General features: G+C 40.1%; 13 protein-coding genes. 3 read left to right on the top strand and 10 right to left on the bottom strand.

Annotated elements, in window-relative coordinates; genetic code table 11:
• Positions 1-91: 91 nt before the first annotated feature.
• The 6 genes from AAEZ00_RS15315 to AAEZ00_RS15340 are packed head-to-tail and all read right to left on the bottom strand — an operon-like array spanning position 92 to position 7,248.
• On the bottom strand, positions 92-1,720 hold the full coding sequence (locus AAEZ00_RS15315) for a BatD family protein (RefSeq protein WP_351078342.1): 1,629 nt from the start codon (positions 1,718-1,720) through the stop codon (positions 92-94).
• On the bottom strand, positions 1,714-3,768 hold the full coding sequence (locus AAEZ00_RS15320; protein WP_351088971.1) for a vWA domain-containing protein: 2,055 nt from the start codon (positions 3,766-3,768) through the stop codon (positions 1,714-1,716). The genes AAEZ00_RS15315 and AAEZ00_RS15320 overlap by 7 nt, the downstream gene beginning before the upstream one ends.
• A complete protein-coding gene (locus AAEZ00_RS15325) occupies positions 3,768-4,772 on the bottom strand; it encodes a vWA domain-containing protein (RefSeq protein WP_351088973.1) in 1,005 nt (334 codons plus the stop codon). Before AAEZ00_RS15325 ends, AAEZ00_RS15320 begins: the two co-directional genes overlap by 1 nt.
• A complete protein-coding gene (locus tag AAEZ00_RS15330) occupies positions 4,772-5,314 on the bottom strand; it encodes a DUF4381 domain-containing protein (RefSeq protein WP_124013628.1) in 543 nt (180 codons plus the stop codon). The genes AAEZ00_RS15325 and AAEZ00_RS15330 overlap by 1 nt, the downstream gene beginning before the upstream one ends.
• Positions 5,315-6,250, bottom strand: coding sequence for a DUF58 domain-containing protein (locus AAEZ00_RS15335; RefSeq protein WP_124013627.1), 936 nt, complete (start codon positions 6,248-6,250; stop codon positions 5,315-5,317).
• 41 nt (positions 6,251-6,291) lie between these two features.
• Positions 6,292-7,248 carry an AAA family ATPase gene (locus AAEZ00_RS15340; protein ID WP_124013626.1) on the bottom strand — a complete coding sequence of 319 codons (957 nt, stop codon included), beginning with the start codon at positions 7,246-7,248 and terminating at the stop codon, positions 6,292-6,294.
• 248 nt (positions 7,249-7,496) lie between these two features.
• On the opposite strand from AAEZ00_RS15340, the gene fadI reads away from it, so the two are divergent.
• Both fadI and fadJ read left to right on the top strand, forming a co-directional pair.
• Positions 7,497-8,807, top strand: a complete 1,311-nt coding sequence (fadI, locus tag AAEZ00_RS15345; protein WP_124013625.1) for an acetyl-CoA C-acyltransferase FadI — start codon at positions 7,497-7,499, stop codon at positions 8,805-8,807.
• A gap of 5 nt (positions 8,808-8,812) precedes the next feature.
• On the top strand, positions 8,813-10,939 hold the full coding sequence (gene fadJ / locus AAEZ00_RS15350) for a fatty acid oxidation complex subunit alpha FadJ (protein ID WP_351088976.1): 2,127 nt from the start codon (positions 8,813-8,815) through the stop codon (positions 10,937-10,939).
• Positions 10,940-11,422: 483 nt separating this feature from the next.
• Here fadJ and AAEZ00_RS15355 read toward each other — a convergent pair whose 3' ends face one another.
• The 3 genes from AAEZ00_RS15355 to AAEZ00_RS15365 form a co-directional block, all read right to left on the bottom strand.
• A complete protein-coding gene (locus AAEZ00_RS15355) occupies positions 11,423-11,953 on the bottom strand; it encodes a hypothetical protein (RefSeq protein ID WP_351088978.1) in 531 nt (176 codons plus the stop codon).
• Positions 11,954-12,062: 109 nt separating this feature from the next.
• Positions 12,063-16,364 (bottom strand): EAL domain-containing protein, encoded by a 4,302-nt coding sequence (locus AAEZ00_RS15360; protein WP_351088980.1) that lies wholly within the window; start codon positions 16,362-16,364, stop codon positions 12,063-12,065.
• Between the two features lie 280 nt (positions 16,365-16,644).
• Positions 16,645-19,434 (bottom strand): insulinase family protein, encoded by a 2,790-nt coding sequence (locus AAEZ00_RS15365; protein WP_351088982.1) that lies wholly within the window; start codon positions 19,432-19,434, stop codon positions 16,645-16,647.
• Positions 19,435-19,622: 188 nt separating this feature from the next.
• On the opposite strand from AAEZ00_RS15365, the gene sixA reads away from it, so the two are divergent.
• Positions 19,623-20,096, top strand: a complete 474-nt coding sequence (sixA, locus tag AAEZ00_RS15370; RefSeq protein WP_101030247.1) for a phosphohistidine phosphatase SixA — start codon at positions 19,623-19,625, stop codon at positions 20,094-20,096.
• Positions 20,097-20,184: 88 nt separating this feature from the next.
• On the opposite strand, the gene smrB is transcribed toward sixA, so the two are convergent.
• Positions 20,185-20,712, bottom strand: a complete 528-nt coding sequence (gene smrB, locus AAEZ00_RS15375) for an endonuclease SmrB (RefSeq protein WP_101030248.1) — start codon at positions 20,710-20,712, stop codon at positions 20,185-20,187.
• Positions 20,713-20,754: the final 42 nt, after the last annotated feature.

Genomic DNA, 20,754 nt, shown 5'->3' on the forward strand with positions numbered 1-20,754 from the left:
TATTGAGTTAATAATATGTAACAGCTTAAAAAGGGGATGGCTTAATAGCAAGCTAAATAGCAGAATTCACCTGCTACCTAGCCTTTTGATACTAGGGGTTAAGCTCTGCAATTAACGATTTTTTATAGGTAATGGATGGTTGCTGATACGCTAAAATCGCATCCATTAGCGTTTTTTTGTCCATTGCTTGTGGTTGGCTACTGTATCTATCAGCTTGTAATTTATGAATGGCAAACGCAAGCTGTGTTGATAGTCTGCTTATTTGGGTCAAACTCATAGGTTGACCTAAGCACTGACTAAAATATTGTTGTACGGCCTTTATTGCACCACTGCTGTCATTACGATCACAGGCATGAATAATGGCATTTAATCCCGTTGTCGCATTTGTTGTAGGTATTTTTTTACGTTTGGGTGTTTCATCACTAATGGCAACGTTTGCTATCACGGCTTTACGCCATAATATGAGGGTGATTATCCAAAGTACTGCCAATATTGCGCTTATATAAGGCCAATAACCTGCGGATTCATTCTCGGTAAAACGAGCTGTTGATGGAATATTTGTCGGGGTAACAGTGCTGCCAATCACATTAATGGTACGAGCAGGAAGCGTGGCAAATTGTTGTTTTTTAAGATGCGGATTCCACCAAGGAACACGTATCTCGGGTAAGGTATAGGTGCCTGGTTTTGTTGGCACAATGGCAGTGGTTAAACTGTATTGAGATACCACTTGATTATCACGTACAAAAGTTTGTCGTAACGGCTTTTCTGGGTACGCCTTTAATCCCTCAGCAAGCGGAATGTCGATATCAGGTAAGCTGGTGTTATCGGTATTAGAAGCGATTAAACTGATAGTGCGAGTGATCGGGCTGCCCACTTCAAATTCGCTGATATCATCTGGCCAGGTTTCTTTTAACACCGCAATATCACTGACCAACCATTTTCCTTGATAGCTTGGTGGCGTTGGGTTGATTTGAATGACTTGCCTTTGTGCTTCAGTTTGTATTGGACGACTTTCGTTAAAACCAAACATACCATCACGTCTTGCTGCTTCCACTAACACATCGCCTGAAAAACTCGCGCCATTAATCACCAACTCGCCAGGGAGATCGGCAATAATACCGTAGGTGCGCTCAATCACTCTAAAGCGACGACCCTCGACAATTTCGCTGCCGTCTTTGTCATCACCGATTTGCTTGACTTGCGCCCCTTCAATCACGGGGGCACTTAACACTCCGCGCTGTAATTCTACTGCAAGATATAATTTTACTTTATAAGTGATTAATTGCCCGACATAGGCGTCGGATGCAGGGGTGTCAACATCAATAAACACATTTTGTACTTCACTTGGCTGAGCACCTTGTGGTATCACTTTTAGAGTGATGGGTTGAGAGCTAACGCCAGTGATATTGAAAGCAGGTATGGTGACATTACCTAATGATTTAGGTGACAATAATATCTGCCAGCGGGTTTCTTTGCTGGTGTCAAAATTAATCATTTTGGTGCTACGGCCAACACTGGTTCTGCCGACAATAAAGTCATTGAGCAATACCGAGGTATCTAATGCGCCGGCATTGAGATCATCATCGGCAATAACATCGAGTACTAGGTATTCACCAGCAACAACCGGGTTACGGTCTACGGTTGCTTGCACTTGGCTAAGTGCAAAGACGGGGGCTGCAATGATGAATAGCAATAGGCTAAAAAAGGTTCTAATTACCACTGTTCATTATCCTTGGTAGGTTGGCTATTTTGACGACGTTTTTGGTATTCAAGTTGCATTTTGTTGCGGATCAACACTTGTGGGTCTTCATTAATGGCACGTAATGCACGCTGCATGTCAGCAGGTAAATCATCTTGGTTCATTTGCGAAGCCGATACCACTTCAGCAGAATCACTTGCTGGCTTATCTGTTGTACTTTCCTCTGTAGATGATGCACTCAATGGTTGTTTTTCGGTAGGCTGATTTTGTGCCTGGCCTGACTCTGCTTGCATGCTGGCTTCGTTACTCAGTGATTTGTCATCGCTCGGTTTTTTATCACTTTGCTGAGATTGGCTATTACTCTGTGAAGGTTCTGAATTAGCTTGCTCACCAGCTGCTTGGCTATTGTCGCTGTTTTCTTGTTTATCACTTTGTTGCTGCTGAGGATCAGACGGTTGATCTGTACTTTCCTCTGACTTGCCTTGCGATGGTTCTGCTTGATCGCTTCCAGTCTCGTTTTGTGACGGGTTCTGTTTCTGCTCATCGCTTTGTTGATTATTTTGCTCATCGTTTTGTTGATTTGATTGTGACTGTTCAGAGGATGACGAATTAGAGTTTTGCTTAGATTTGTCTGAATTTGAGTCATCTGACTGTTGGCCATCGCCTGATGGGTCTTGATTTGACTGATCAGATTGTTTTTGTTGCTCTCGTCTTTTTTTAGCCAGCTCAAGGTTTTGCTGTGCTTCAGCAAATGGAGAACGTACCTCTAGGGCTTGCTGATAACGGTTAATCGCTTCTTGATAATTGTTAAGCTGCATCAGTGCATTACCTTGATTATACAATCCGTTTGCACTGTTATCTTGCTCAAATCCTGCTAGTGCTTGTTGATAATTACCGGCTTTGTATTGCGCAGAGGCTTGCCATTGTGGGTTCTCGAATGTTTCAGCGGCTTGGGTAAATTCACCTTGCTCAAACGCTGATTGTGCTTGTTGATCTTGGGTTTTCCATAAGTCTTGCCAGATTGAGGCTTGTGCAGGTTGGCTATTGACGGCACTTAAGCTCATTAAGGTGCCAAGTAATAGTAATGGATTCAATATTAGAGTGAGCAATCCTTGTCTAAAACTCATTAACATCGGAATAATTAATAACATGGCAAGATATGGCCCCAGATCTTGCCAGGTTTCACCAACAAGTTCAGTTTCGGTTGCATCGCCTTCTGACGTTAGCCAGTGGGTTAACGTTGTGACATCGCTGCCATCGGTTTGGGCTGGCACAAGGATCCCTTGATGTTGTTGCACAAGTTGTTGCAACAAAACATAATCGGTTTTAGTCACTACCACTTCGTTACTATTATCACGCAGTAATTGGCCGTCAGCTAAACGAATGGGTGCGCCTTGCTTACTGCCAAAAGCCATGATTGATAAACGATAACGGCCGTTGAGTGCATTTGTGGCTTGATCATATTGTTGTGCAGAAATGCCATCGGTCATAACAATGATATCACCACTAACATGCCCCCCTTGAGCCAGCAGCTTTTCTGCTAGTGATAATGCAGCCGTTAAGTTTGAGCCTTTGGTCGGCATAATATCGGGTGATAATGTAGGCAGTAAATTTAAAATGGTGCCACTGTCTCGGGTTAACGGGCTAATAGTGTAAGCATCACCTGCATAGGCAATCAGCCCGGTTTCGCCCTCTTTTAATTCGTTGAGTAAATCGGTCGCTCTAAATTTAGCATAGGACAAGCGGTTCGGGCTTAAGTCAGTGGCATACATGGACTGGGACATATCCATAATGAGCACTCGTCCTTGCTCGGTAGCAAATACTGGCAGGCTTTGTTTATTCAATGCCGGTCCTGCAAGCGCGATCACTGTAATCATCCAACAGGCAATTAATAGCCATTTAGGTTGATGAGTTTTATCGACTGTTTGAGTGATCAGCAACTGACTTAAATGCGGAGCAATATACTGCTTCCATGCAGATTGCTGGCTATGTTTACGCCAAAATAATGCACTTAATATCACCACCGGAATAAACCCGATTAGCCACTCTGGGCGAATAAAATGAACCATTACTTTTTCGCCTCTTTATTAGCGTTTGTTTTAGGCACTAACTGAGCAGGCCATTGCTGTTGCAAGCTGATTAAAAAACTGATTAATAATGACATTAATAACGGCCAATAAAATAATTCACTTTTGGGGCGGTAGCTCAATTGATCTCGACTCACAGGTTCTAACTTGTCTATTTCTTGATAAATGCTTTCTAGTTCTTCACTGTTTCGGGCTCTAAAGTAACGACCTTTGGTCATGTTGGCTAATTTTTTGAGTTGGACTTCGTCTAAGTCCATTGATGGGTTAATGCGCTCTTTGCCAAAAATAGTTCGCCGTTCTAAGATTTCTGCGCCAACACCAATAGTGTAAATGGTGATATTACGTTTAGCGGCAATTTGGGCGGCAATATCGGGTTCAATATTGCCGGCATTATTAGAACCGTCCGTGAGTAAAATCAGTACACGGTTACTTTCATCTACTTTATCAAAGCGTTTAACCGCCAGCGCGATAGCTTCACCGATAGCGGTTTGCTTACCGACTAAACCTATTTGTGCATCGTCTAGAAATGTGGCCACAGAGCGACGGTCTAGGGTCAGTGGTGCTTGTAAATAAGCATGGTCAGCAAATAAAATCAGTCCGAGTCGATCACCTTTACGGCGTTCGATAAAGTCACTTAGGACATGTTGTATCAGGGTAAATCGGTCCACTGTTTGATTGTTTATTACCATGTCTTCAATTTGCATGCTGCCTGATAAATCGACCGCTATCATTAAATCACGACCTTTTGAAGGTAATTCAATTGGATCGCCTAGCCATTGTGGCCTAGCTACCGCTAACAATAGACATATCCACATTAACCAATAACGTTTACGGCCGCCTTTATGGCTTATTGAGTTTGTTTTTGTAACCGTAGTGGTGATGCCGGGTAATTGTAAATGTCCGCCGACATTGGTTAAATTGATGCGCTTAATTAACAACGGCAACGGCAGTAAGATTAATAACCATGGCCAGTAAAATACTAACATTAGGCCTCCTGATGGGTATGGTTGGATGTTAAGGTCGCATCACTAAAAGGACGTTTATTGCTTAGCCAGGCTTTTGCTAAACGGTGTAATTGTGCATTTTCGGTTTGATCTAAGCCACTCGCTTGATGACGCTTAACTAATAATGGACCGATTTTATGTTGTTGCCCAGGCGCGAGACGAGTATCTAACCAATCAAACCAAGGTTGACCATTGAGTTTGGCGAGGTGCTCGCGTGGTAAATAGGTTAGTGCAGTGCGTTTGAGTAAGCTATTGACTTGTGCAGCAAAGGTATCATCGTCAATATGATAATTTTCTAGCAGCGCCAGCGCTATTTTTCGCGGTGCATGATATTGATGTTGCTTGTAAAAACGGTAACTCAGCCAACTCGCTAAGGCGACAAATACTACCGCGATTATCCAATATCCTAGTGCAATAGGCATAGCGCTAATAGGATCGGGTAACGCAATATCTTGCAATTGCGCTAAAGCGGATGCTTTAGTATCGATTGGCATTGGTTGTGTTGGTAAATTCTGAGTGGTCATTTAACGTAAAATATCCAATTGTGCACTGAGAGGTTTGGCAGCATCAATAAATTTGGCTTGTACTTTGATCAAATTCATTAAGGCAAGAAATTGTTGCTGCTGTGCTTGTTGATCCGCTAACCAAGCCTCATAACTTTGCCGTGTTAAGGTCAGTTGTTGTTGGCCATCACGAACAGGTAAGGCAAATTGTTTGGGTAACGCTAAGGTCCCTTGTCTTAATGGGTCGGTGACCACAAACGCGCCGATATCACAGTGACGCGATAATTCAGTTAAGGGCGCTAAACATTGTTGGTTAATATTTTGGCCGTCGGTGATGATCCAAATAAGTGATCCCGGTTTGGCAATACGTTGCAACCGTTGGCAGGCTTTAAACATGTGACCTGGATCCGATGACAATTGATTAATTTGGCTTAATTGCTGTTGATGAACATTAATAAGTCCTGAGGTTAACTGTAAAATCCCTTGGCGACGGCTTCGCGGTTTGAGTTCTAAATGAGTACTTTCACTAGCAATTAATGCCCCGAGTCTATCGCCATGGTTAATGGCATTCCAACCTAAGGTTGTGGCTAAATGGGCCACTTGAACTGATTGTAATAGTAGCTGGGAGCCAAAATATGCACTGTGGCTCAAATCAATTAACAACAGAATAGGGCGTTCACGTTCTTCAACAAAAAGCTTGGTGTGCGCGACGCCTGTACGAGCCGTTACTCGCCAGTCGATAGTACGAACATCATCACCATTTTGGTAATGACGTACTTCGGCAAACTCCATCCCGCGGCCTTTTATCTGGCTGTTTCTGTGACCCGATAATGTTGCTTTAGCCCGCGATGAGCGATCGGGTATCGCGCGCGATAAGCTTTGACAAGCAATAAGTTCCTGCTCGTTTAAGCTCATACCATCACTGTAAAGTGGTAATGAATTAGTTTGGTTCATCATAATCTAATCATGTTTAATCGTTGGTGTCCGTATTGTAATATTTACGGTACGGCAACTTGGCTAAGAATGTGATCAATCACATGATCTGCAGTGACACCTTCCGCTTGTGCTTGATAACTGAGCAATAAACGATGACGTAAAACATTGGGTGCAACCGCTTGAATATCTTCTGGCGAGACAAAGTCGCGTTCATGCAACCAAGCACGTGCTCTTGCACAACGTTCTAATGAAATAGTGGCTCGAGGGCTGACACCATATTCAAGCCATTTGGCTAAATCAGTGCTGTACCTTGCAGGTTGGCGAGTGGCCATAATAATTTCAACAATGTATTTCTCTAACGGTTCCGCTAAATAAATCTCTAATGCCTGATCCCGGGCGGCAAATACGTCGGCTTGAGCGACAGGCTCAATGGTCGGCAATTGATGTGTTTTGGCCTCTTTACGCGATTGGCGTAAGATTTCGCATTCTGTTTCAGCACTAGGATAATCAAGATTAAGATGCATTAAAAAACGATCTAATTGTGCCTCTGGTAGCGGGTAAGTGCCTTCGTTTTCAAGTGGGTTTTGTGTCGCCATGACTAAAAATAGCGGCGGTAAAGGATAGCTGTGTTTACCGACGGTAACTTGACCTTCGGCCATGGCTTCTAATAAAGCAGATTGTACTTTAGCTGGGGCACGGTTAATTTCATCCGCTAAAATAAGATTATGGAAGATTGGCCCCGCTTCAAATTCAAATGTACCCGTTTGCTGACGATAAATATCGGTACCGGTTAAATCAGCTGGCAGTAAATCTGGCGTGAACTGAATACGGTGAAACTCGCCTTCTACGCCATCGCATAATGCTTTTACTGCACGGGTTTTAGCTAAACCTGGCGGTCCTTCAACTAATAAATGTCCGTTGGCGATAAGTGCGATCAGCAAGTTTTCAGTTAATACGGGTTGGCCTAACACTACAGTATCTAAATAGGTTCGTAGTGAGTGGAAACGACTTAACGACATAGCGGTACTCAATTTATTTAGTTGGCATTGGGGTTATTACAACCTATGTTATGAATTCTATTGGTTTTTGGCTAGTAGGATTAACACATTTTAACTATTAATGAAGTAGATAGTTATAAACGCCTGTTTAAAACCATGCAATAAAAAGTTAGACTTAGATCACGCTTTGATGGTCTGACCAGACTATCTAACAAAATAGAAACTTACCGGCCGAGCCGAGATGAGCTAACAATAATAGAGGGTGGCACATGAGTGATAGACAACAGGTAACGAATTCCCGGGGTGAACGCATTGCGATTGTTGCCGGTTTAAGAACACCATTTGCGAAACAAGCAACCGCTTTTCATGGCGTATCTGCGCTGGATATGGGCAAAATGGTGGTAAATGAGTTGCTGTCTCGCTCTGAAATCGACCCTCAATTAATTGAACAACTTGTATTTGGTAAAGTGGTGCAAATGACAGCTGCGCCAAATATTGCTCGTGAAATTGTACTCGGTACGGGAATGAATGTGTCAACTGATGCCTATTCGGTGACCCGAGCTTGTGCGACTAGTTTTCAATCTACCGTTAATGTGGCTGAGTCAATCATGACGGGCAATATCGAAATCGGTTTAGCCGGTGGTTCTGATTCGTCTTCGGTATTACCGATCGGAGTATCAAGAAAATTAGCACATGCTTTAGTCGATCTAAATAAAGCTCGTTCGTTTAAAGAAAAATTTGCGATTGCACGTCGTTTAGGTTTGAAAGATCTTTTACCTGTACCGCCAGCTGTTGCTGAGTATTCAACTGGTTTATCGATGGGACAAACTGCAGAGCAAATGGCTAAAACTTATCATATTAGCCGCGCTGATCAAGATGCATTAGCGCACCGCTCGCATACATTGGCGACAGAAGCGTGGAATTCAGGTTATCTGCGCGATGAAGTCATGACCGCTCATATTCCTCCGTACAAACAATTTATTGATCGCGATAATAATATTCGTGAAGACTCAGTATTAGAGTCTTATGCCAAATTGCGCCCAGCCTTTGACCGTCAACACGGCACGGTAACAGCGGCGAACAGTACGCCATTAACTGATGGTGCCTCTGCAATCATTTTAATGAGCGAAGGTCGTGCCAAAGCCTTAGGCTATCAGCCAATGGGTTACATTAAGAGTTACGCGTTTACTGCTATTGATGTTTGGCAAGATATGTTGATGGGTCCATCGTATGCCACACCATTAGCATTAAAACGTGCTGGTATGGAATTAGAGGATTTAACCCTGATTGAAATGCATGAAGCGTTTGCAGCGCAGACATTAGCGAACATGCAAATGTTTGCTTCTAAAAAGTTTGCCCAAGAAAAATTAGGTCGAGATCGTGCCATTGGTGAAATCGACATGAGTAAATTTAACGTATTAGGTGGTTCATTGGCTTATGGCCATCCTTTTGCGGCAACCGGTACTCGATTAATCACCCAAGTCTGTCGTGAGCTTAAGCGTCGTGGTGGTGGTACAGGTTTGACAACGGCTTGTGCAGCGGGTGGTTTAGGTGTAGCAATGATTTTAGAGGTGGAGTAATGAGCATGGAAAAGACATTTAATTTAGCTCGTCGTGATGATGGTATTGCGATTTTAACCATGGATGTTCCTGGCGAAACCATGAACACCTTAAGGGCGGAATTTGGGCCTGAAATTACAGAAATTTTAGCTGAAGTTAAAGCTGATCCAAGCATTACAGGTTTAGTCATTATCTCTGGTAAAGCGGATTCATTTGTTGCTGGTGCTGACATTAGCATGCTCGCGGCATGTAAGAGTGAGCAAGATGCTAAGGCATTATCACAACAAGGTCATGTGCTATTTTCTGAACTTGAAGGATTATCTATTCCGGTTGTTGCTGCGATAAATGGTGCTTGTTTAGGCGGTGGCTTAGAGTTAGCGCTAGCATGTCATTTACGTGTATGCAGTGATGATAAAAAAACCATGCTAGGTTTGCCCGAAGTACAACTGGGTTTGCTGCCTGGCACTGGTGGTACCCAGCGTTTGCCTCGTTTAGTCGGTATTACTACAGCACTTGATATGATGTTAACCGGTAAGCAAATTCGCCCTAAACAAGCGTTAAAAATGGGCTTAGTGAATGATGTCGTACCTAATTCAATTTTATTAGAAACCGCAATCGAGCTGGCTAAAAAAGGCAAAAAAGCCATTAAGCCAGTGGTGCAATCTAAAATTAATCAGTTTTTAGAATCAACATCATTTACGCGCGACATCATTTTTGATCAAGCGCGTAAGCAAGTGTTAAAGAAGACTCAAGGTAATTATCCTGCTCCGACTAAGATCATAGACAGTGTTCTCCAAGGTATGAGTAAAGGCATGGTGAAAGGTCTTGAGGTTGAAGCGACTCATTTTGCTAATTTGGTCATGTCTAAAGAATCAGCCGCACTGAGAGGACTCTTTTTTGCTACTACCGAGATGAAAAAAGAGACTGGCGCTGAAGGCGCTGTACCTCGTAAAGTCAAAAAAGTGATGGTATTAGGTGGTGGCTTAATGGGCGGCGGTATTGCGTCTGTGACCACCACGAAGGCTAAAATCCCCGCTCGAGTGAAAGATATCTCTGAACAAGGTTTGAGTAATGCCTTAGCTTATGCTTACAAGCTATTAGATAAAGGGGTTAAGCGTCACCATATGACGCCTGCGGCCCGCGACAAGTTAATGGCGTTAATGACCACAACGACTGAGTATAAAGGCATTAAAGATGCTGATATCGTTGTTGAAGCAGTATTTGAAGACCTCGCATTGAAACATCAGATGGTGAAAGATGTTGAACGTGAGTGCGGTGAAAACACCATTTTCGCATCTAACACTTCATCTCTGCCGATTGGACAAATTGCCGAAGCAGCAAGCCGCCCTGAAAATGTCATTGGTCTACATTACTTCTCTCCAGTAGAAAAAATGCCGTTGGTTGAAGTTATTGCGCATAAAACAACGTCACCTGAAACCATTGCAACGACCGTGGCTTTTGCTCGTAAGCAAGGTAAAACGCCTATTGTGGTACAAGATGGTGCTGGTTTTTATGTTAACCGTATTCTTGCCCTGTATATGAACGAAGCGGCGCAATTATTACTAGAAGGTCAGCGTGTTGAGCATCTAGATCGCGCATTAGTGAAGTTTGGTTTCCCTGTTGGGCCGATGACATTACTTGATGAAGTAGGTATAGATGTTGGTGGCAAAATTTCGCCTATTTTAGAAAAAGAGTTAGGTTCACGTTTTAAAGCGCCTGCAGCATTTGATAAGTTATTAGCCGATGACCGTAAGGGTCGTAAAAATGGCAAAGGTTTCTATCAATACGGACCTAAAGCGAAAAAAGCTAAATCAGTTGATGAGTCAGTTTACAAAGTGCTCGATATTTCAATTGCTTCAGATAAAGAAGCAAAAAATGTGGCTGAGCGTTGTACTATTCAAATGCTCAATGAGGCCGTTCGTTGTCTTGAAGAGGGGATCATTGCTTCTGCTCGAGACGGTGATATCGGTGCGATATTTGGTATTGGTTTTCCGCCATTCTTAGGTGGCCCGTTCCGTTACATTGACACATTAGGTGCAAGTAACTTAGTGGCGACATTACAAGGTTATCAATCACTCTACGGTGAGCGTTTCTCACCGTGTGATACGTTAGTCAAAATGGCCAGGGAGGGAAGTCTGTTCTACACAAAGTAAATTCTTTGTTGTATAGATAGCTTGTTAGTTATCGCATTGTAATAAAAAAGCGGCAATAACTTGCCGCTTTTTTATTTGTTAAAGGCATACTTTTGCCTGTTTTTTAAACGATATAATACTTCTTTACGGTATATACCCAAACGACCTCGAAATGCAGGATCCAGCATGTCGAGAAGTGACAGAGTTCAAGGTGCTAGGACGGACTGCGTCCTGCTAGGGTCGCTTCGCTGCTAGGGCGGACTACGTCCTGCTAGGAAACGATAAAAGCGGACGTTGTCCTGCCGGCATTTAACAAAAAAGGAGCTAATGCTCCTTTTTTGTGGCTGATGGTTAACCATCCGTCAGTACTATACCGACTACTTCCACCACGCTTTAGCTTGGATCACTTCGAGGTGGTTTAGACCTTCAGGTAATTTTACTTTCTTACGAGCTGGTTTTGCTAAACCAAGTGCAATTTTTAGAGAAGTAAACATAGGATTCTCCTTAAGCTGTTTGAGTGTCTAAGACTTTAATGTATGGAATACTGGCTGTTTGAGTATCAAGGACTTTAATGTATGGAATACTGGCTGTTTGAGTATCAAGGACTTTAATGTATGGAATACTGGCTGTTTGAGTATCAAGGACTTTAATGTATGGAATACTGGCTGTTTGGGTATCAAGGACTTTAATGTATGGAATACTGGCTGTTTGGGTATCAAGGACTTTAATGTATGGAATACTGGCTGTTTGAGTATCAAGGACTTTAATGTATGGAATACTGGCAGTTTGATCAAGGACTTTGATGTATGGAATACTGGCTGTTTGAGTATCAAGTACTTTAATGTATGGAATACTGGCTGTTTGGGTATCAAGGACTTTGATGTATGGAATACTGGCTGTTTGGTCAGCATTAAGTTCATGTGCTATTTTTACTGCTATAGCTTGAGGTGCAGCATTATCAAGCTCACTAGACTCAGCTATACTTGCAAAAGATAATGCCGATAAAACTGCTACTGTAATTATTCCTTTAATCATTTTAATCTCTCTTATATTTAGTAATTCAAGCTCAGGGTTAAATAACAATATTATTTTGACAACTGAACTTGTACTAGCATTTGTCATGCCAAATATAAGAGAGAATGATTTATTTTTTCATTATTGTATGACTTAAGGTTTCAAACTTGAGTTTTTCTGCATTTAACATGAGTTCAAACTCTGCTTCTTTGATTGGTTTGCTATATATATACCCTTGAATCTCTTCACAGTTAAGTGCTTTTAAAATGTTGAGTTGTGCGGTTTGTTCTACGCCTTCACCAACGACCGTTAACCCCATGTTGTGGGCAATAGTAATAATAGAATCGACCATCTTGAGATCTCGGTCTGATTTATCAATATCATCAACAAAGGTTTTATCAATTTTTAAACAGTTGATAGGGAATCGTTTTAAATATGATAAAGAAGAGTAACCGGTACCAAAATCGTCAAGAGCGAGGCTAATGCCCATTTTTGCCAATTGTTGCATCACTTTAATGGCTTGCTCTGGGTTTTTGATAACAGTGCTTTCAGTGATTTCCAGTTCTAAGTGTTCAGCCGGTAGCTTTGTGAGGCGTAAAATAGACTCTATGCGTAATAGTAAATCAGGAAGTGCAAATTGTTTTGATGACAAATTGACCGCAACGCGACCACTAAATAGTCCTAGTTCCAACCATTTCTGCGCAGCAAAACAGGCTTTTCGCATTACAACATCACCAATTTCAACTATCAGACCGTTTTCTTCAGCAAGGGGAATAAATTCATTCGGTCCTATCAGGCCTAATTTAGGGTGATTTAATCTCACTAGCGCTTCCATTCCAGTGAGGCGATCTTTTTTTACATCGACTTTAGGTTGGTAATAGACTTCAAATAAATCATCTTTTAGTGCTTCCCGAATTAAACTTTCGATTTCCAGTTGGCGTAAAGCATTTTGGTTTAATGATTCTGAATAGAACTGATAGCGGTTACCACCCCCTGACTTAGCGTGATACATGGCGATGTCCGCTTTACGTAATAAGGCTTGCTCGTTTTGCTCATCTTCAGGATAAAGCACAATGCCGATACTAATACCTAATACTAGCGAGTCATTATTAACAGTGAAGGCGGGTTTTAGACAGTTAATGACTTGGGTAGCTATGGCGGCACAAGAACCTATATCTGGGAGTTGATCGACGAGTAAAGCAAATTCATCCCCCCCGAGACGGTATAAGCTGGCATGTTTTGGAATAGTTGATTGAATTCGCTCAGCAACGCCAATCAATAAATTATCACCAATTTGATGGCCTAAAGAGTCATTGATACGCTTAAAGTTATCTAAATCAAGTACCATTAAGGTGTGATGAATGTCTTTTTTGACTAAGTTGCTTAAAGTCACTTGTAAACTAGAACGATTAGGTAGCCCGGTAAGTAAGTCATTATTGGTCAGCTTTCGCAACTCTTCTTCTTGTTGTTTACGGCGGGTAATATCGGAAAACACGCCAACGTAATGGCTTGTTTCTTCTTGTTCATTGTATATGGCGTCGATTGTTAGCTCCATTAAGAAGAAGTCGTCTTTGCCTCTTCTGGCTTCAACTTCACCACTCCAACGACCTTGTTGCTTTAGCAAGTTTCTTATTTGTTCAGAATAACTCGCTGGATAGCGAGTGAAATTGAGTGTTTCATCGACAATTTTTTCTTTTGTTGAAGCGGTGAGTTCACAGCATGCATCGTTGACTTCAACAAACTGATACTTTTCGTTAAGAATAAACATCCCTTCAGAGATATTCTCAATCGCTCTGGCAAACAAACGTAATTGTTCTTCCGTTTGTTTAATATTATTGATATCTTTAATTGTGCCCGTCATCCGCAGCGGCTGATCTTTTTGATCGCGCTCAACTATTTTGGCTCTGTCTAATATCCATATCCATTGTTGATTACGCGCTTTAACGCGGTAGGCAATTTCAAAATGGTCGGTTATAGCATTAAAATGATCGTTTAATGCTTTTGAGACTCTATCTCTATCGAGAGGGTGGATATTACTTTCTTCGTCAGGATTACCCGAACGACGACCGTCTTGAGGGAAATCGAGCGACCCCCAAATATTAGAGCGGTATATTTTGCCGGTTTCAATATCCCAGTCCCACATTTCATCGCCACTACCCCATAAAGACAGCTTTAACCGCTCTTCACTCTGGGCTATTATTTTCTGTATTTGTCGACGCCTAATGGTTGACCTAATTATTAAAAATATAATGAGAATAATTAAAGAAGCATAAATTGTAATTGCAGTGCTAGATAACCACCATGGTGGAGTGATGATGATTGTAATATATCTAACATCTGTTTTGCTACCCGTTAACCTATTTTCTGCATAGAGTTTAAACGTATATTCACCAGCAGAAAGATTAGTGTATGTTACAGTGTTATTACCTTCAGTAGATAACCAGTTTTCCTCTAAATCTTCTAGGTAATAAAAGAAGTCATAATTATCATTCAGAGCCCCTAATATATTAAATTTTATTGTAAATGGGTAGTCTGAATATTTTAAAGTTATTTCTTGTTGTTCATTTAAAGATTTTTTTAATATACCATTCCCAATTTTAACAGGTGAATTGAACAGAAGTAATTCTTGAAAGATAATTTCTTTTTTGTGTTCAGCTTTTAATTCTTTTATAATTTTATCGGGGCTAATGAAACTAATCCCTTCATTGCCGCCCAGCAATACTTTGCCTTTGAAAGCTAGTGATGCTTGAGTGTTGTAGTCTTCAGATGAACCGCTGTGCGTCCCTAGTGTATAATTAGTTTTATCATCAAGATCGATAATGTTAACTTCTCTATTTGATGCGACAATTATTTTGTTATCTATTTTTGTGAGTGAGTATATTATTTTGTTTCTATCAAGGATTTTTGATATTTTAAAATTATTATCATCCTTTAAAAAATAAACTGAGTTTCTCGTTCCAAAATATAATCCATCATTATATTCAAGAAGATTAAATACAAAGTCGCCATCAAAAAAAGATTTTATCTCATTGTTTTTATATCTAAGCAACCCTTTTTGGGACGCTATCCATAGAGAATCATTTATAACTAAGGTGTCATAAACTGGGTAGCCAGATTGTGTATTTATTATTTCATAAATCTCACCATTAAGTTTCATTTTGTATATGTTTCCTGTAAATGTGGAAACATATAAGAAGTCAGAAAATCTTTTTATATTAAATACAGTTTCATCAATGATTTTTTTTTCAAATCCAGTGTTTAAATTTATTTGGTATAAGCCTGATGAAGTTCCAATAAAAACATATTCTTGATCTATTAATATTGATTTCGGTCCGTGAGGTACGTTAATTTTTTTCTTTTGTACAAGTTTTAAATCTTTGTTGTAAATATTTAAAAAACTATCATCACCAATTAAATATATATTTTTTTCGTCTAATGCGATTGACCAAACACTATTCTTTTCGATGTTTATTTTATTAATATAGTTTTCATTATGTGCTATTGTTATAAAACCATCGGCATAATTTGAGATGTAAATGTTATTGTTTTTTTCTTTTATAAATGTTTTCTTTAGCCTCTCTTTGTCTATATTTAGTTGACCTATTTTTTTTGCTGTAAATTTATCGTTATACTTCAGGATATATATTTCATTTTCATTAATAGAAATTGATTCTTTGTTGATATATGGATCAATGCTTGTAAATTTTAGATTCGATATTTTTATTATATTAGTCGAAATATCAAAAACACCATCGTTTGTTATAGTAATTAACTTTCCATTTATCAAAGAAATATCATTTGTATTTGACGTTATTTTTTTGAGAGTTCTATCTTTAATAAAGAATAATGTTCCTTCATAGTTTCTTAAGTATATTTTTTTATTGAAACTAATTACATTCTTAATTTCACCTAATATACTATCCTTGAAGGAATGATTAACTTTTAAGTTTTTTCTGAAATAAGATATAAACTTACCATTCAAACCAATAAAAACTTCACCATTTTGTTTTGATATTGACCAAATAGCTTGTTCACCAATTTGAGTAGAAATACTGTTTCTAGTGAATGACTCTGTTTCTTTATCAAATTGAACGAGACCTTTATCCGTCCCGACTAATAGCACGCCATTATCATCTATAAGCAAATTGCGAATAAAAGAGCTGGGGAGAGACTTTGCATCGTCTTCAGCATAGAACTGTTTAAACTCGTTACCATCAAAACGGTTTAAGCCATTGATGGTACCAACCCAAACGTAGCCATCCTGATCTTCTACAATGGCGGTAACGGTATCTTGTGATAAACCATCGGCAACACCATAATTGGTATGATTGAGTAGAATATCAAAATTTGATTCGGTGTTGTCAGCTTCAATGGCTGTTACGCCAAAGCTACAAATAAAATAAACACAGATTAACAATAAAATTTTAGGCATAATTTTTATACTTATTCTCTTTCGATGCCGCAAAGAAGTTGATGAATTGTCTACTTTTTCAGAAACCTGAGCCTTTGTCAAAAGCATGTTAACAAAAAAGGTGTGATTGATAGGATATTACCTAACAATTACGATAGCATTGTCTAAAAGTCGTTTTTTAATCAATAGCTTATGGGATATTAACGTTTTATTTAGTATTTTGCACCGTTAATATTGGTAGCGACTATTTTGTAACCGTAATCGCAGTCTCTTTTCTGAACTTTTCTGCCGTAGACATTTACTAAAACTGAAATTTATCCGTCTGTTGTTTAAACGTTTTTAAGTCTACAATCATATTATTTGAACGCAGGCTCGCTTGACTGTGATGTTGTTTACCGCTGTTAAACAGGACTAAGCGGTCACAATCTTTACTGCGCATGTGAGCCACCATAAACTTAATCAAATCTGCTCTTGTGAGCTTTTCTACTTCAGCCACGACCATCTCACGTTGATTAAATTCATAATCGCGGTTTCCTAAGCTCACCCAATAGCGTTGGCTGCGTGTTTTTAGGTTAGTATCGTGCTCCATTATTTGACCTATCATGCCTCGTTTAGTGCTTTCCCATTGTTGATTGGTTATTTGCATCACGGCATAATTAAAGTCGGCGATGAACTCATCTATGGCTTCGAGTAGTTGTCTTGGACCTGTAGTGGGGGATTGAACATAGAAAATCATCCCTGGATGTCGGTTTAATGGCAAGTAGCCTGTTCCTACCATGTAGCCTAATTGTTGTTTAGTGCGTAACTCATGGAAAAAGGTTGATGACATTGTATGGTTTAGTAGGCTAAATAATGCCATACGATCAGGTGTTGCCATACGAGACTGATAGTAAACAATAATCGCGCTATCTTGGTGATCCATGGTTTTTTCGCGAAGCAATGAGCCTCTTTTATCGAGATTGATAAGTTCGCGAGATGCTTCAGCGCTTGGCTTTGTTACCAAAGATAATAAATGCTGCAAACGCTTGGCGAGTAGCTGAGCTTCTTCAACCAGCCAATCCCCGTAAACTAATCCTTCAAGATAAATCTTTTTGTAAAATGCGCTAACATGATTATGCAAATCATCAAGGGTCAGTAGCGTGAGTTGTTCAGCCATTGTTGTCGGTTCAAAACTGCTTTTTTGTAGCGTGACCGTTAAGCTGGTAAATAATTGTGATATTGGCTTGGCTTGAGCAACATTATTCCAACTGCGTAATATCTGTTTTTTAATCATGTTAAAGCGCTGCTCGGTAAAATTTCGCTCGCGTGCTTTTTTGATTATTAAGGTTAATAGCTTTTCTTGGTTACCAGTAAAGCCGGTTAAATGGAGGGTAATACCGCCTTGGTGGGGGTAGATATTGTAGTTAAGGCCAGCAACCTCTGCTTGATATGTTGGTTCTGTCAGGTAATCGATAAGCATTTCGACGTACAGTCTTGTTAATGCTGCCTGTCTTGGCGTTGAGCTAGCTTGATCGGAATCTAATGATAAGTATAAATGCCCTTTAGGGACATTGAACTCATCATCTTTTTTATGCCAAATACGGTAACCTTCACCTTCAGCAACAATAGTGGGTACTGGGGTATTACTTTTGTTTGCTCGAGCTTGTGGATCCGAGACAATAAACGGATTTTTTTCAGGTAGTTTAAGATCTTCTCTTATTGAAACCGCAGACCATTTTTTTATTTGTTGAGCTTGTAATGGCCTAGCTTGGTAAGGGGTGTCGTACCATTGGGCTTGATTATCGACCTGAGACTCTTTTGCTACCGTGAGGAGACGCATATTGGTCGCCGACATCAATGAAAGGAGGTATTTTGTTTCATCCTCAAGCATCTCATCCATGCGATAGTCGCCATAAATAATGTTTTCAATATCGTAATGGTGCATGTTGATGCTGAGATGACTCGCTAAATCCAAGGTTTTGATCTGTTCTTGGAAACGAAAGGCAGTATCAAGCAGATTGGCTCGTTCTTGGTAACGCCATGCTTGAACACCTTGTTGCTTTATCAGTTCGATATATTCAAAGACACAAGAGACCACTTCATTTAGTTCAGTAAATCCCTTGTCGGTTAGCTGTATGCTGATCGAATAATCTTTGAAATTGTAGCCATTTATGCCACCGCCAGCAGATAAATGGTTGGCTAATCCGTGTCCTTTTAAATAAGACAATAAACTCCCCGGACTTTCATTACCGAGTAAGTGGCTAATAAAGGTGAGGGGTTTACGTTTATAAAATTGGTCTATCTCTGGGAGTGAAAAGCAAATACTGAGTCGTTTTTGATCTTTCAACGGTACAATTTGTATATGTGTTTGTTGCTGAGCCTCGGTTATCAGTGCTTCAGAAGGATAGTGTTTACTTACATTTCTATTGAGTATTTTTGAAAAATATTGTCTAACGATGGTGTCGAGTTCTGCGATAGGACGAGGCGCTACAACGCACAACGTCATAATATTAGCACTGTAATGTTGCTGATAAAAAGCCAGCAGTTCATCCCGAATGTCTGCTTGTTTACCTGCTAATGTCGCTTGGTTACCCACAGAGAATTTTGAAAACGGATGTTTTGGGTTAACGGTTTCTTTTTGAACTTGGTAGACTCGACGAATGTCATCTTTTAATTTTAAACTAAACTCCGATTCTATTGCCTGCCTTTCTCTATCAACTAACTCTAAATCAAACTTGGGAGCAATGAAAAATTGACTAAATCGGTCTAACGAACCTTCTAAAGCTTCTGCATTAATGCTATAAAAAAAGTTAGTTTGTTCTGTGCCTGTCCACGCATTATTGTTTCCACCATGTTGATTAATATAAGCATGGTATTCACCTGAGTCTGGATATTTTTCTGTGCCTAAAAACAACATATGCTCAAGAAAATGCGCCATACCAGGCCGTTCAACGGGATCGTCAAAATGACCAACACTGACAGCCATTGACGCTGCAGCTTGATTCGATTGCATATCTTCAACCAATAATACTCGAAGTTGATTGTCTAACACTCGATATTGGTACTGACGATGATCATTTTGGCTTTTATAAACTGCTGGAAATTCAGGCAAAAGGAGACTCCAGAAAAGATAACTTGTTATATATTGATCTTGTTATTACTTTTTAGCAAATTACCTTGGCTTGTTTTATTCGATTATCGACTAAAGTTTATCAAAATAAGCTCAATTCTAGGTTTGTTGTTGCGCTGATTAACGCTACAATTGGCTAAGAATGATAATAAAAACATCACGAGAGAAGTATGCAGCTATTTTTGATGCGCCATGGTGAAGCGGGTTTTGATGCACCGTCAGACAGGGAACGAAAGTTAACTGATATTGGCCGTATTCACACAGGTTTTATGGCTAATTGGTTAGCAAAACAGGTTAGCCATTTTGATTTGGTTATTGTGAGTCCTTATTTACGTGCACAACAAACATGGCAAGAAGTCAGTAAACACCTATCCGATCCCCGTAAGTGGTTAGTGCTTGATGATGTCACCCCCTCTGGAGATGCCAAAATGACTGTTGATATTGTGCTTGCTTATGCAGAGCAATATAAAGCGGATAATGTATTGGTTATTGCACATATGCCTATTTTAGGCTTTATGGTTAGTGAACTTGTGGCAGGTATTGAGCCACCGTTGTTTGCTACGTCTGCGGTGGCTCACATTGACATGCATGGCCAGCACTCTAGTTTTGTGGCTATGACTGCACCACATCAAGTTATTGTGTAATGGCAATATTGGTTGTAATCATGTGTACTCATAAAAAGGTAAGTCAGCACTTACCTTTACTAACACTTTTTGCGCTTATTACCTCGAATTAACGTCGGTGAGGTTGCTCACCAATATCAATTAATACCAATAACGCTGCATCGCCACCCCATTCTTTTGGTGCTTGATGGAATGCTTTTACGTTTGGATGTTGCGCTAACCACATTGGTGTTTGCTGCTTTAAAATCCCCATACCATAGCCGTGCATGACACAACAACATATTGTGCTTTGCTTAACGCATGCCTGGATAAGTGCTGCTAATTCAAGTTTGGCTTCAGCTTGACGCATCCCGTGTAAATCAAGCAGTAGGTCAGGTGAATAGTCACCACGTCTTAAACGTTTTAATTCAAGCTTATCTGTGTTGGCATTAATCCAACGCATAGGACCATTAATCGGCAGAAGCGGCTGATATGTATCCGAAAAATAACTGTCAACATGGATCTGACGTTCTTTTATTTCGAACTGTTGTTTGGGTTTGACAGGCTGTTTAAAGTAGTGGGTATCTTGTTTTAGTGGTTTGATACCATCGATTAATGTACTAAACAGCGATAAGTCTACATAATTATTGTCTTTCATCGGCGTATTGTATTGAATTTTAGGTCATCTTAATAGACATCA

This window comes from Shewanella sp. S1-49-MNA-CIBAN-0167, assembly GCF_040310145.1.
Classification (GTDB): Bacteria; Pseudomonadota; Gammaproteobacteria; order Enterobacterales; family Shewanellaceae; genus Shewanella; species Shewanella psychromarinicola.

Bases quoted from the DNA above. Each gene is read 5' to 3' on its own strand.
- AAEZ00_RS15320 (WP_351088971.1), bottom strand. From the start codon at position 3,768: ATGGTTCATTTTATTCGCCCAGAGTGGCTAATCGGGTTTATTCCGGTG.
- AAEZ00_RS15325 (WP_351088973.1), bottom strand. From the start codon at position 4,772: ATGTTAGTATTTTACTGGCCATGGTTATTAATCTTACTGCCGTTGCCG.
- AAEZ00_RS15330 (WP_124013628.1), bottom strand. From the start codon at position 5,314: ATGACCACTCAGAATTTACCAACACAACCAATGCCAATCGATACTAAA.
- AAEZ00_RS15335 (WP_124013627.1), bottom strand. From the start codon at position 6,250: ATGATGAACCAAACTAATTCATTACCACTTTACAGTGATGGTATGAGC.
- AAEZ00_RS15340 (WP_124013626.1), bottom strand. From the start codon at position 7,248: ATGTCGTTAAGTCGTTTCCACTCACTACGAACCTATTTAGATACTGTA.
- fadI (WP_124013625.1), top strand. From the start codon at position 7,497: ATGAGTGATAGACAACAGGTAACGAATTCCCGGGGTGAACGCATTGCG.
- fadJ (WP_351088976.1), top strand. From the start codon at position 8,813: ATGGAAAAGACATTTAATTTAGCTCGTCGTGATGATGGTATTGCGATT.
- AAEZ00_RS15355 (WP_351088978.1), bottom strand. From the start codon at position 11,953: ATGATTAAAGGAATAATTACAGTAGCAGTTTTATCGGCATTATCTTTT.
- AAEZ00_RS15360 (WP_351088980.1), bottom strand. From the start codon at position 16,364: ATGCCTAAAATTTTATTGTTAATCTGTGTTTATTTTATTTGTAGCTTT.
- sixA (WP_101030247.1), top strand. From the start codon at position 19,623: ATGCAGCTATTTTTGATGCGCCATGGTGAAGCGGGTTTTGATGCACCG.
- smrB (WP_101030248.1), bottom strand. From the start codon at position 20,712: ATGAAAGACAATAATTATGTAGACTTATCGCTGTTTAGTACATTAATC.